This window comes from Mycobacterium sp. NTMscope_MAC_269, from assembly GCF_976985695.1.
On sequence record NZ_OZ335668.1, the window covers coordinates 688,884 to 701,649 of the forward strand.

The following is a 12,766-nucleotide window of genomic DNA, read 5'->3' on the forward strand; positions in this document are numbered from 1 at the left end:
AAAGGTCCTCGCAGCCTAATGATGTTCGTCATCGGCATTGTGCTGTTCGCACTGGCCATCCTGATCTCGGTGGCCCTGCACGAGTGCGGCCATATGTGGGTTGCGCGCGCCACCGGCATGAAGGTGCGCCGCTATTTCGTCGGTTTCGGCCCCACGCTGTGGTCGACCCGCCGCGGTGAAACCGAGTACGGTCTCAAAGCCGTGCCCCTCGGGGGATTCTGCGACATCGCCGGCATGACCTCGGTGGAGGAGTTGGCGCCCGACGAGACCGACCGCGCCATGTTCAAGCAGGCGGCGTGGAAGCGGATCGCGGTGTTGTTCGCCGGTCCCGGCGCGAACTTCATCATCTGCCTGGTGCTGCTCTACGGCATCGCGCTGATCTGGGGCCTGCCTGACCTGCACCCGCCCACCAAGGCGGTCGTCGGCGAAACCGCTTGTGTAGCACCGGAAGTGGCTCCCGGCAAGATCGCGGACTGCAGCGGGCCCGGGCCCGCTGCGCTGGCCGGAATCCGCCCCGGCGACGTCATCGTCAAGGTGGGGGACACCCCGGTGTCGACCTTTGAGGAGATGGCCGCGGCCATCCGCAAGGTGCACGGCAACGTCCCGATCGTCGCCGAGCGGGACGGCACCGCCATCACCACCTATGTCAACGTCACGCCCACGCAGCGCTACCTCACCAACGGGGCCGACGGGCAGGGCGGTCAACCGCAAGCCGCGACGGTCGGCGCCATCGGCATCGGCGCCGTGCGGACCGGCCCGACGCATTACGGGGTGCTCTCGGCCATCCCGGGCAGCCTGACCTTCGCCGGGGATTTGACGGTCGAGGTCGGCAAGGCGCTTGTCACGATTCCCACCAAGGTGGGGGCGCTAATGCACGCCATCGGCGGCGGCCAGCGCGACCCGCAGACGCCGATGAGCGTGGTCGGAGCCAGCATCATCGGCGGCGACACCGTCGACCACGGCCTGTGGGTGGCGTTCTGGTTCTTCCTGGCCCAGCTGAACCTCATCCTGGGGGCGATCAACCTGGTGCCGCTGCTGCCATTCGACGGCGGGCACATCGCGATCGCGATGTTCGAAAAGGTCCGCAACCTGGTCCGGTCGGCCCGGGGCATGGTCGCGGCCGCGCCGGTGAACTACCTCAAGCTCATGCCCGCGACGTACGTCGTGCTGGTGTTCGTGGTCGGCTACATGCTGCTGACCGTGACCGCCGATCTGGTCAACCCGATCAGGTTGTTCCAGTGAGCGCCGTCGGCCTGGGCATGCCCGACGCCCCGGCGCCCACGCTCGCACCCCGGCGAAAAACGCGCCAATTGATGGTCCGCGACGTCGGGGTCGGCAGCGACCACCCGATTTCGGTGCAGTCGATGTGCACCACCAAGACCCATGACGTCAACACCACGCTGCAGCAGATCGCCGAGCTGACCGCGGCCGGGTGTGACATCGTGCGCGTGGCCTGCCCGCGTCAAGAGGACGCCGACGCGTTGGCCGAGATCGCCCGGCACAGCCAGATCCCGGTGATCGCCGACATCCACTTCCAGCCGAAGTACATCTTCGCCGCCATCGACGCCGGATGCGCCGCGGTGCGGGTGAACCCGGGCAACATCAAGGAATTCGACGGCCGCGTCGGCGAGGTCGCCAAGGCCGCCGGGGCCGCCGGCATCCCGATCCGCATCGGCGTCAACGCGGGCTCGCTGGACAAGCGGTTCCTGGAGAAGTACGGCAAGGCCACGCCCGAGGCGCTGGTCGAGTCCGCGCTGTGGGAGGCCTCGCTCTTCGAGGAGCACGGCTTCGGCGACATCAAGATCAGCGTCAAGCACAACGACCCGGTGGTGATGGTCGCCGCCTACGAGCAACTGGCCGCACGGTGCGACTATCCGCTGCACCTCGGCGTCACCGAGGCGGGCCCCGCCTTCCAGGGCACCATCAAGTCCGCCGTCGCTTTCGGCGCGCTGCTGTCGCGCGGCATCGGCGACACCATCCGGGTGTCGCTGTCGGCGCCGCCGGTCGAAGAGGTCAAGGTCGGCATCCAGATCCTCGAGTCGCTGAACCTGCGCCCGCGCGGGCTCGAGATCGTGTCCTGTCCGTCGTGCGGTCGCGCGCAGGTCGACGTCTACACCCTGGCCAACGCCGTCTCCGCGGGCCTGGACGGTCTCGACGTTCCGCTGCGGGTCGCCGTGATGGGCTGCGTCGTCAACGGTCCGGGGGAGGCCCGCGAGGCCGACCTCGGCGTCGCGTCCGGAAATGGCAAGGGGCAGATCTTCGTTCGCGGTGAGGTGATCAAGACCGTGCCCGAAGCGCAGATCGTCGAGACGCTGATCGAGGAGGCCATGCGCATCGCCGCCGAGATGGGTGGCGATCACGGACCGGACACAACATCGAGCGGTTCGCCGGTTGTGACCGTAAGCTGATAAAGGCCAGCGCCCTGGCCCTGAGTTCGCACCACAGAGAGTTCGCCACATGTCGGCTCCGCCCCTTTTCCGCCTAGTCGGCGAGCGTCGGGTGTCCGTGGTGCGTGATGCGGCCGCGGTCTGGCGGGTGCTCGAGGACGATCCCGTCGCCTCGTGCATGGTCGCCGCCCGCGTGGCCGACCATGGCATCGACCCCAATTCCATCGGCGGCGAACTGTGGACGCTGCGGGGAGCCGAGGAATCGCTGTGCTTCGCCGGCGCCAACCTGATCCCCCTGCGCGGCGCGCCGGGCGATCTGAGCGCGTTCGCCGACGAGGCCATGCGCGGGACGCGGCGCTGCTCCTCGCTGGTCGGCAGAGCCGACCTGGTGATGCCGATGTGGGAGCGGCTCGAGGCGGCGTGGGGGCCGGCCCGCGATGTGCGCGACCGCCAGCCGCTGCTGGCGTTGTCCACCTACCCGAGCTGTGACATCGACACCGCCGTGCGCCAGGTCCGGCCCGAGGAGCTGGACGCCTACCTGGTGGCGGCCGTCGACATGTTCATCGGCGAGGTGGGCGTGGACCCGCGGATCGGGGACGGCGGTCGCGGCTACCGGCGCCGCGTGGCCAGCCTGATCACCGCCGGTCGTGCGTGGGCGCGGTTCGAGCACGGTCAGGTCGTCTTCAAGGCCGAGGTCGGTTCGCAGTCGCCGGGGGTGGGCCAAATCCAGGGGGTGTGGGTGCACCCGGAGTGGCGCGGCCTGGGCCTGGGAACCGCCGGCACCGCAACGGTCGCCGCCGTGATCGTCGGCAGCGGGCGGACCGCGAGCCTCTACGTCAACGACTTCAATGCGGTGGCGCGCGCCGCCTACGCCCGCGTGGGCTTCGCCGAGATCGGCACCTTCGCGACGGTGCTGCTCGACTAGCTGCCCTGTCCGGCGCGAGGGTGCGGGCCGCCGCACACTCGGGCGAACAGGCGGCTGGCCGCACATTCGGCAGCGAAACGGCGCGGAAGCGCCCCGGTGACCACGCATAACGGTTCGGTCTCGGTGTGGCGGCGCCGCTGTTCAGGGCGCAGCTCATAACATCAGCACCGATGGTAACTAGAACAACAGCGGCCTCATCCGTTTCAGGCCTGCTGCTCGTCGCGGTCATCGCCCTGTCCGGCTGCACGCCGCGGCCCGATGGCCCGGGCCCGGCCGCGGAGAAGTTCTTCCGCGCTCTTGCGGTCGGGGACACCGCCACGGCCGCCCAGCTCAGCGACAGCCCGAACGAGGCGCGCGAAGCGCTCAACGCCGCCTGGTCGGGCCTGCAGGCGACCCACCTCGACGCGCAGGTCCTCAACGCCAAGTACGCCGAGGACACCGGCACGGTCGGGTATCGCTTCGCCTGGCACCTGCCCAAAAACCGCATCTGGAGCTACGACGGCCAGCTGAAGATGGCGCGCGACGAGGGCCGCTGGCGGGTGCGCTGGACCACCACCGCGCTGCACGCCAAATTGGGTGAGCACCAAACGTTCGCGCTGCGCGCGGATCGCCCTCGTCGCGCCTCGGTCAACGAACTCGGCGGCAGCGACGTGCTGGTGCCCGGCTACCTGTACCACTACACCCTGGATGCCACTCAGGCCGGACCGGCGCTGATCGGCACGGCGCACGCGGTGGTCGACGTGTTGCACCCCTTCAACGATGCGCTCAACGACCCGCAGCTGCTCGCCGAGCAAGCCAGCTCGACGCCCCGCCCGGTGGACCTCGGGGTCACGCTGCACCCCGACGACAACGACAAGGTGTTCCCGGCGATCGGCCGGCTGCCCGGCATCGTGGTCACGCCCCAGCCCGAAATGCTGCCCACCGACCCGCATTTCGCGCCCGCGGTCGTCTCCGCGGTCAAGAAGGCAGTGGTGGACCAGCTCGACGGCGAAGCCGGCTGGCGGGTGGTGAGCGTCAACCAGAACGGCGTCGAAGTCGAAGTGCTGCATGAGGTCGAGGGGTCACCGGCCCCGTCGGTGTCGCTCACCATGGACCGGGCGGTGCAAAACGCCGCTCAGCATGCGGTGGACACCCGCGGCGGCAAGGCGATGATCGTGGTGATCAAGCCCTCGACCGGCGAGATCCTCGCGATCGCCCAGAACGCGGGCGCCGACGCCGACGGCCTGCCGGCCACCACCGGCCTGTTCCCGCCGGGGTCGACGTTCAAGATGGTCACCGCCGGCGCGGCGGTCGAACGCGACATGGCCACCCCCAACACCATGCTGGGCTGCCCGGGCCGCCTCGACATCGGGCACCGCACCGTCCCCAACTACGGCGGCTTCGATCTCGGGGTGGTGCCGATGTCGCGGGCGTTCGCGAGTTCGTGCAACACCACCTTCGCCGAGCTCAGCAGCAGGATGCCCCCGCGCGGCCTGACCCAGGCGGCCGCCCGCTACGGGATCGGGCTGGACTATCAAATCGACGGCATCACCACAGTGACCGGGTCGGTGCCGCCGACGGTGGACCTCGCCGAGCGCACCGAGGACGGCTTCGGCCAGGGCAAGGTGCTGGCCAGCCCGTTCGGGATGGCAATGGTGGCGGCGACGGTCGCCGCCGGCAAGACGCCGGTGCCGCTACTGATCGCGGGCCGGCAGACGGCCGTGCAGGGCGACGCCACGCCGATCAGCCCGAAGATGGTCGACGCGCTGCGGCCGATGATGCGGCTGGTGGTCACCAACGGAACCGCCAAGGAGATCGCCGGCTGCGGCGAGGTGTACGGGAAGACCGGCGAGGCCGAGTTCCCCGGCGGGTCGCATTCCTGGTTCGCCGGCTACCGGGGCGATCTGGCGTTCGCGGCGCTGATCGTCGGGGGCGGCAGCTCGGAGTACGCGGTCCGGATGACCAAGGTGATGCTCGAATCGCTGCCGCGGGACTTTCTGGCCTAGCGCCGGTCGCAAGCGCGGCGCGTGGCGCCGGGTGCGGCGGGCCGGCGCCATCTGGCCTAGCGCCGGTCGCAAGCGCGGCGCGTGGCGCCGGGTGCGGCGGGCCGGCGCCATCTGGCCTAGCGCCGGGCCGCATCGGCGGTAAATTGCGAGCATGACCGATACCGGCGGCGACATGGTGGCGTTGCGCGTCTCCGACGCCGACCGCAACGGCACGATGCGGCGACTGCACAACGCCGTCGCGCTCGGCCTGATCGACATCGATGAGTTCGAGCAGCGCTCCTCGCAAGTGTCTTACGCGCGTACGCGCGGGGAGCTTGACGGCCTGGTCGGCGATCTGCCGGGCCCGGGCGCCATCGTCACCTCGGCGGCCGACCGGGTGGAGTTGCGCGGCTGGGCGGGTTCGCTGAGGCGGCACGGCGAATGGACGGTGCCCACCCGCCTGGCGCTGGTGCGCCGGCTGGGCTCGGTGGAACTCGATCTGACCAAGGCCCGGTTCGCCGGGCCGGTGGTGGTCGTCGAACTGGACATGCGCTTCGGCTCGGTCGAGATTCGATTGCCCGACGGCGCCAGCGCGTCGATCGACGACGTCGAGGTCTACGTGGGCAGCGCCAGCGACCGCCGCAAAGACCCGCCCGGTGAGGGCAGGCCGCACGTCATGCTTACCGGGCGGGTGGTGTGCGGCTCGGTGATCATCCGGGGACCGCGCCGCTCGCTGTTGCGCCGCCAGCGGCTCTGATCGGTCGGGGGCCCGCGGTTAAGCTGGTCGCATGCCCGCCCGCACCGCGCTTTCCCCCGGCGAGTTGTCCCCGACTCTGCCGGTGCCCGGCAGCGTCCCGCGCCCCGAATACGTCGGCAAGGCCACGGCCCAGGAGGGCAGCGAGCCGTGGGTGCAGACCCCCGAGGTGATCGAGAAGATGCGGGTCGCCGGCCAGATTGCGGCGCGCGCGCTGGTGGAGGCGGGCAAGGCCGTCGCGCCCGGGGTCACCACCGACGAACTCGACCGGATCGCCCACGAATACATGGTCGACCACGGTGCCTACCCGTCGACGCTGGGCTACCGGGGCTTCCCGAAGTCGTGCTGCACGTCGCTCAATGAGGTCATCTGCCACGGCATCCCCGACTCGACGGTGATCGCCGACGGTGACATCGTCAACATCGACGTCACCGCCTACATCGACGGGGTGCACGGCGACACCAACGCCACCTTCCTGGCGGGCGACGTCGCGCAAGAACACCGGCTGCTCGTGGAGCGAACCCGGGAGGCGACGATGCGCGCCATCAACGCCGTCAAGCCCGGGCGCGCCCTGTCGGTCGTCGGCCGCGTCATCGAGTCGTATGCGAATCGGTTCGGCTACAACGTCGTTCGCGATTTCACCGGTCACGGCATCGGCACCACGTTTCACAACGGCCTGGTCGTCTTGCACTACGACCAGCCTTCCGTGTCGACCATCATGCAGCCGGGCATGACGTTCACCATCGAACCGATGATCAACCTCGGCGGCCTGGACTACGAGATCTGGGACGACGGCTGGACGGTGGTCACCAAGGACCGCAAGTGGACCGCGCAGTTCGAGCACACCCTGCTGGTCACCGATACCGGCGTCGAAATCCTCACGCTGCCATGACGTTCCCGCCGCGAGCAGACAGAGAATCGCATTTCGCGGAGGAAAACCATGCGATTCTGCGTCTGCTCGCCACAAGGGGGTGAGCGGGGCCCTGCTGGTCGCCGGCACCAGCTCCGACGCCGGCAAATCGGTGGTGGTCGCCGCGCTGTGCCGGCTGCTCGCGCGCCGCGGGACCCGGGTCGCCCCGTTCAAGGCGCAGAACATGTCCAACAACTCCGTGGTCACCGTCGAAGGCGGCGAAATCGGCCGGGCCCAAGCGATTCAGGCCCGCGCGGCCGGCCTGGAACCCAGCGTGCGGTTCAACCCGATCCTGCTCAAACCCGGCAGTGACCGCACCTCGCAACTCGTGATCAAGGGCCGGGTCGCCGAGTCGGTCAGCGCGAAAAGCTATGTGCGACACCGTGATCGACTCGCGTCCATCGTTCTTGACGAATTGACCTGCTTGCGCAGCGATTTCGATGCGGTGATCTGCGAGGGTGCCGGATCTCCCGCCGAAATCAACCTGCGCGCCACCGATCTGGCCAACATGGGTTTGGCCAGGGCGGCCAACCTGCCGGTGGTCCTGGTCGGTGACATCGACCGCGGCGGCCTGCTCGCGCACCTGTTCGGCACGGTCGCGGTGCTCGAGCCCGACGACCAGGCGCTGATCTCGGGTTTCATCGTCAACAAATTCCGGGGCGATCCCGTCCTGCTCGAGCCGGGATTGCGCCAGCTGCAGGCCATGACGGGCCGGCCCACCTACGGGGTGCTGCCGTATGCCGAGGAGTTGTGGCTCGACGCCGAGGATTCGCTGTCGGTAATCGCGCAGCGGGTCATCGGCACGCCCGCGCCGCCGCGCGGCGGCGAGTGGTTGCGGGTGGCCGCGGTCCGGCTGCCGCGGATCTCCAACTCCACCGACATCGAGGCGCTGGCCTGCGAACCGGGTGTGTTGGTGCGCTGGGTCGCCGATCCCGCCGACGCGGCCGACGCCGACCTGATCGTCATTCCCGGCAGCAAGGCCACCGTCGCCGACCTGTCCTGGTTGCGCGAGCAGGGCCTGGCCGAGGCGATCACGGCGCATGCGCGCGCCGGCAAGCCGGTACTGGGCATCTGCGGGGGATTTCAGATGCTGTGCCGGCGTATCGATGACACGGTGGAGTCCGGCGCCGGCGACGTGCCGGGGCTGGGATTGCTGGACGCCGACGTCGCCTTCGATCCGGCCAAGACCTTGCGCCGCTGGCAACGTGGGATCGACGGTCCCCTGAGCGGATACGAGATCCATCACGGTCGGGTCAGCCGCTGCGCCGAGCAAACCTGGTTCGACGCCGGCGCCGATTCGCAACCGCAAGGTGTGGTGCGCGGCGCGGTTTTTGGGACGCACTGGCACGGCTTGCTCGACAACGACGACTTCCGGCGCGCCTGGCTCACCGGCGTCGCCGACGCGGCGGGCCGAGGCGGCTTCGTGGTCGACGACGCCACCAATGTTGCCGCGCGCCGCGACGCCCAACTCGACCTCGCGGCCGACCTGCTGGCCGCCCATCTCGACGTCGACGCCGTCCTGGGTTTGCTGCACGGTCCGCCCCCGACGCGGCCGTATCTCGCAAGTCGGTTGCGCCCGTAGGGCATTCGCCGACCTCGCGATGTGAACGTCGCTGTTGACGTGCCGTCATAGGATGACGGTGGAAACTGTGTCCCTGTATCACATGCCGCAGAATCGTCGCGCACGCATGCCGTTTGGCTGTAGCGTGCTTGGGTGTCCTCGATGATGACCACCCTGGAGGGGTTCCCGGTTCCGGTCGTGGTGGCCGGTCCGGAGACGGGCGTCGTCGTCGTCATACTGGGCGACGAGGAGCGCACCCCCGCCGCGTATGACGCGGTCTGCGAGCGCCTGCACACCGCATCGCTGCGGACGGTCGTGGTCGGCTTCGACCCACGGCTGACCCCCAAGTCGGTGATCGGCATTCTCGACGCGCTGGGAATCGGTTGGGCCGTGGTCATGGGCGACCGCGCCGGCGGCGACCTCGCGTGGGAATTGACGGCGACCCGGCTGGGTCGGTTCGTCGGACTCGTGGTGATCGACCGTGGGCACCCACGCGCCGGCGATCGTGACGGCGCCATCCGCGACGGGCATTGCCCGCCGGTGGAGATCGGCACCACCGTGTTGGTCAGCTCGCCGGCCGCCCGCTCGGTGGCCCAGGCCAGCCAGCAGTACGTCTACGCCGACTACCGGGTGGTGCACCTGGGCCGGCGCACCGTGCAGGAGTCCACGGCGCAATTGGCCGCCGAGATCATTTTGCGCACCAGCACCTGGTAGCGCCTGGTTGACTAGCGGTCATGGCCTGCGAAGATGGCGCCGTGACCGACCCGAACGCCGCGATGCTCTCGCTGACCGCCCTGCAGCAGCTGGTGGCCGGCGGCGCGGTGGACACGGTCATCGTGGCGTTCGCCGATATGCAGGGACGCCTGGTCGGCAAGCGGGTGGCCGCGCAACTGTTCGTCGACGAGGTGGCGGCGCGCGGCGCCGAATGCTGCGGCTATCTGCTGGCGGTCGACGTCGACATGAACACCGTCAGTGGCTACGCGCTGTCGAGTTGGGACACCGGATACGGCGACATGGTGCTGACGCCCGACCTGTCCACCCTGCGGCGCATTCCCTGGCTGCCCGGTACGGCGCTGGTGATCGCCGACGTGGGCTGGGCCGACGGCAGCCCGGTCGCCGTGTCGCCGCGGGCCATCCTGGGCCGCCAGCTCGACCGGCTGGCCCGGCGCGGGCTGATCGCCGACGTCGCGACCGAGCTGGAATTCATGGTGTTCGACGACCCGTACCGCGGGCTGATCGCCGCGTGACCGAGCCAGCGGACCCGTACCGCCAGGCGTGGGCCAGCGGATACCGCGGGCTGACCCCGGCCAGTGACTACAACATCGACTATGCGATCGCGGCCTCGACGCGCATGGAGCCGCTGCTGCGCGACATCCGGCGCGGGATGGCCGGCGCGGGAATGCAATTCGAGGCCATCAAAGGCGAATGCAACAGGGGACAACAGGAAATCGGCTTCCGTTACGACGAGGCGCTGGTCACCTGCGACAACCACGTCATCTACAAGAACGGTGCCAAGGAGATCGCCGATCAGCACGGCAAGAGCCTGACGTTCATGGCGAAATACGATGAGCGAGAAGGCAACAGCTGCCACATACACCTCTCGCTACGCGACCCGCAAGGCGCCGCGGTGTTCGCCGATGCCGGTCGCCCGCACGGCATGTCGACGACATTCGGCAGCTTCCTGGCCGGCGTGCTGGCCACCCTGCGCGATTTCACGGTGTTCTATGCGCCGAACATCAACTCCTACAAGCGATTCGCCGACGGAAGCTTCGCGCCCACCGCGCTGGCCTGGGGGCTGGACAACCGCACCTGTGCGCTGCGGGTGGTCGGCCACGGGCGCAACACCCGCGTCGAGTGCCGAGTGCCCGGCGGCGACGTCAACCCCTATCTGGCGGTCGCGGCGATCGTCGCCGGCGGGCTGTACGGTATCGAACGGGGTCTCGAGCCACCGGAGCCCTACCCGGGCAATGCCTATCAAGCCCCCGGCGTCGAGCGGCTGCCCGCCACCCTGGCCGAGGCCGCTTCGGCCTTCGAGCGCTCGACGCTCGCGCGGGAGGTGTTCGGCGACGACGTGGTCGCCCACTACCTGAACAACGCGCGCGTGGAGCTGGCGGCGTTCAACGCGGCGGTCACCGATTGGGAGAGGATGCGTGGATTTGAACGCCTGTAGTCCGGTTCCAAGCCGCCCGGTCGTGGGCCTGACGACGTACCTCGAGCACGTGCAGACCGGGATCTGGAACATCCCCGCCGGATATCTGCCCACCGACTACTTCGAGGGCATCATTCAGGCCGGCGGGATCGCCGTGCTGTTGCCCCCGCAACCGGCGGACGCCGAGGTCGTCAGCTCGGTGCTCGACGGCCTGCACGCGCTGGTGATCACCGGCGGCTATGACCTCGATCCCGCCAGCTACGGCCAGCAACCGCATCCGGCGACCGACGAACCCCGCACCGACCGCGACGCCTGGGAATTCGCGCTGTTGCGCGGCGCGCTGGACCGGGGCCTGCCGGTGCTCGGGATCTGCCGCGGCGCACAAGTGCTCAACGTCGCGCTCGGCGGCACGCTGCACCAGCACCTGCCCGACGTGCTCGGGCACTGCGGGCACCGCGCCGGCAACGGGGTGTTCACCCGGTTGCCGGTGCGCATTGTGGCGGGGACGCGGCTGGCCGCGTTGGCGGGGGACACCGTTGACGCGCCGTGCTATCACCACCAGGCCATCGACCGGGTCGGGGACGGACTGGTGGTCAGCGCGACCGATCCCGACGGGGTGGTCGAGGCGCTGGAACTCCCCGGGGACCGGTTTGTGCTTGCCGTGCAATGGCATCCGGAACAATCGCTGGAGGATTTGCGTTTGTTCGCCGCGATCGTGGACGCGGCCCGGTCGTATGCGGGGCGGTGACGTGAGCACCACGCAACTGATCAATCCCGCGACCGAGGACGTGCTGGGCTCGGTCGAGCACGTCGATGCCGCGGGCGTCGACGACGCGGTCGGCCGGGCGCGGGCGGCGCAACGGCGGTGGGCGCGGCGTTCCCCGGCCGAACGCGCCGAAGGGCTGCGGGCTTTCGCCGCCGTGGTCGACGCCCATCTGAACGAGCTGGCGGCCCTCGAGGTCGCCAACTCGGGGCATCCCGTCGCGTCGGCCGAGTGGGAGGCCGGCCATGTCCGCGACGTCCTGAACTACTACGCCGCCAGCCCGGAACGATTGTCCGGCAAGCAAATTCCGGTGGCAGGCGGCCTGGATATCACCTTCAACGAACCGCTGGGCGTGGTCGGTGTGATCGCCCCGTGGAACTTCCCGATGCCCATCGCCTCCTGGGGCTTCGCGCCGGCGCTGGCCGCGGGCAACGCCGTGCTGATCAAGCCGGCCGAGGCGACGCCGCTGACCACCATCCGCCTCGGCGAGCTGGCGGCGCAGGCCGGGCTGGACGACGGCCTGCTCCAGGTGCTGCCCGGGCCGGGCCCGGTGGTCGGGGAGCGGTTCGTCACGCACCCCGACATCGCCAAGATCGTATTCACCGGCTCCACCGAAGTCGGCAAAAAGGTGCTCACCGGCGCGGCCGCCCGGGTCAAGCGGGTGACCCTGGAGCTGGGCGGCAAGAGCGCCAACATCGTGTTCGCCGACTGCGATCTGGAGCGGGCCGCCGCGACCGCACCGGCCGGGGTGTTCGACAACGCCGGGCAGGACTGCTGCGCTCGCAGCCGGATTTTGGTGCAGCGCAGCGTCTATGACCGCTTCATGGAGTTGCTCGAACCCGCCGTCAAAAGCGTCGTCGTCGGAGATCCCGCGTCCCGTGGCACCGAGATGGGTCCGCTGGTGTCGGCCGCGCACCGCGCCAAGGTGGCGTCGTACGTGCCCGACGACGCCCCGGTTGCGTTTCGCGGCACCGCGCCGGACGGCCGCGGATTCTGGTTCCCGCCAACGGTTCTCACCCCGCAGCGCACCGACCGCAGCGTCACCGAGGAGATCTTCGGCCCGGTGGTCACGGTGCTGGCTTTCGACGACGAGAACGACGCCGTCGCGCTGGCCAACGACACCGCCTACGGTCTGTCCGGATCTATCTGGACGAACGATCTGTCCCGAGCCCTGCGTGTGTCCCGCGGGGTCGACGCCGGGAACCTGTCGGTCAACTCGCACTCGTCGGTGCGCTACAACACCCCGTTCGGCGGCTTCAAGCAGTCGGGCCTGGGCCGCGAGCTGGGCCCGGATGCGCCGTTGCACTTCACCGAGACCAAGAACGTCTTCATCGCGATCGGAGAGGATTAGGT

At 69.5% G+C, this 12,766-nt stretch carries 10 protein-coding genes and 1 pseudogene; all 11 read left to right on the plus strand.

The features are described 5' to 3' along the window. Window positions 1-18: 18 nt before the first annotated feature. The 11 genes and pseudogenes from ACZ50Z_RS03430 (at window position 19) to ACZ50Z_RS03480 (ending at window position 12,764) form a co-directional block, all read left to right on the plus strand. Window positions 19-1,242, plus strand: coding sequence for a M50 family metallopeptidase (locus ACZ50Z_RS03430; RefSeq protein WP_464482278.1), 1,224 nt, complete (start codon window positions 19-21; stop codon window positions 1,240-1,242). Between the two features lie 17 nt (window positions 1,243-1,259). Then, window positions 1,260-2,408 (plus strand): flavodoxin-dependent (E)-4-hydroxy-3-methylbut-2-enyl-diphosphate synthase, encoded by a 1,149-nt coding sequence (gene ispG / locus ACZ50Z_RS03435; protein ID WP_464486072.1) that lies wholly within the window; start codon window positions 1,260-1,262, stop codon window positions 2,406-2,408. A 49-nt stretch (window positions 2,409-2,457) separates the two neighbouring features. Next, complete coding sequence (locus ACZ50Z_RS03440; RefSeq protein ID WP_464482279.1) at window positions 2,458-3,312, plus strand: GNAT family N-acetyltransferase; 855 nt, start codon at window positions 2,458-2,460, stop codon at window positions 3,310-3,312. A gap of 170 nt (window positions 3,313-3,482) precedes the next feature. Beyond that, window positions 3,483-5,297, plus strand: a complete 1,815-nt coding sequence (locus ACZ50Z_RS03445; protein WP_464482280.1) for a penicillin-binding transpeptidase domain-containing protein — start codon at window positions 3,483-3,485, stop codon at window positions 5,295-5,297. Window positions 5,298-5,448: 151 nt separating this feature from the next. Next, window positions 5,449-6,033: a DUF1707 SHOCT-like domain-containing protein gene (locus ACZ50Z_RS03450; protein ID WP_464482281.1), complete on the plus strand. Its 585-nt coding sequence runs from the start codon at window positions 5,449-5,451 to the stop codon at window positions 6,031-6,033. Between the two features lie 31 nt (window positions 6,034-6,064). Next, window positions 6,065-6,922: a type I methionyl aminopeptidase gene (gene map, locus ACZ50Z_RS03455; protein WP_464482282.1), complete on the plus strand. Its 858-nt coding sequence runs from the start codon at window positions 6,065-6,067 to the stop codon at window positions 6,920-6,922. Window positions 6,923-7,001: 79 nt separating this feature from the next. Further along, the gene (locus ACZ50Z_RS03460; protein WP_464482283.1) at window positions 7,002-8,522 is read left to right on the plus strand and encodes a cobyric acid synthase; all 1,521 of its coding nucleotides are present in this window, start codon (window positions 7,002-7,004) and stop codon (window positions 8,520-8,522) included. A gap of 141 nt (window positions 8,523-8,663) precedes the next feature. Next, window positions 8,664-9,215 (plus strand): alpha/beta hydrolase, encoded by a 552-nt coding sequence (locus ACZ50Z_RS03465; protein ID WP_464486073.1) that lies wholly within the window; start codon window positions 8,664-8,666, stop codon window positions 9,213-9,215. 20 nt (window positions 9,216-9,235) lie between these two features. Then, a pseudogene (locus tag ACZ50Z_RS03470) lies at window positions 9,236-10,671 on the plus strand (glutamine synthetase family protein). Then, window positions 10,637-11,398, plus strand: a complete 762-nt coding sequence (locus ACZ50Z_RS03475; protein WP_464486074.1) for a gamma-glutamyl-gamma-aminobutyrate hydrolase family protein — start codon at window positions 10,637-10,639, stop codon at window positions 11,396-11,398. The pseudogene ACZ50Z_RS03470 and the gene ACZ50Z_RS03475 overlap by 35 nt, the downstream one beginning before the upstream one ends. A gap of 1 nt (window position 11,399) precedes the next feature. Further along, window positions 11,400-12,764 (plus strand): aldehyde dehydrogenase family protein, encoded by a 1,365-nt coding sequence (locus ACZ50Z_RS03480; RefSeq protein WP_464482284.1) that lies wholly within the window; start codon window positions 11,400-11,402, stop codon window positions 12,762-12,764. The last annotated feature ends 2 nt before the right edge of the window (window positions 12,765-12,766 follow it).

Excerpts from the sequence above, each read along its gene's own strand:
- ACZ50Z_RS03430 (WP_464482278.1), top strand. The coding sequence starts at position 19 with ATGATGTTCGTCATCGGCATTGTGCTGTTCGCACTGGCCATCCTGATC.
- ispG (WP_464486072.1), top strand. The coding sequence starts at position 1,260 with ATGCCCGACGCCCCGGCGCCCACGCTCGCACCCCGGCGAAAAACGCGC.
- ACZ50Z_RS03440 (WP_464482279.1), top strand. The coding sequence starts at position 2,458 with ATGTCGGCTCCGCCCCTTTTCCGCCTAGTCGGCGAGCGTCGGGTGTCC.
- ACZ50Z_RS03445 (WP_464482280.1), top strand. The coding sequence starts at position 3,483 with ATGGTAACTAGAACAACAGCGGCCTCATCCGTTTCAGGCCTGCTGCTC.
- ACZ50Z_RS03450 (WP_464482281.1), top strand. The coding sequence starts at position 5,449 with ATGACCGATACCGGCGGCGACATGGTGGCGTTGCGCGTCTCCGACGCC.
- map (WP_464482282.1), top strand. The coding sequence starts at position 6,065 with ATGCCCGCCCGCACCGCGCTTTCCCCCGGCGAGTTGTCCCCGACTCTG.
- ACZ50Z_RS03465 (WP_464486073.1), top strand. The coding sequence starts at position 8,664 with ATGATGACCACCCTGGAGGGGTTCCCGGTTCCGGTCGTGGTGGCCGGT.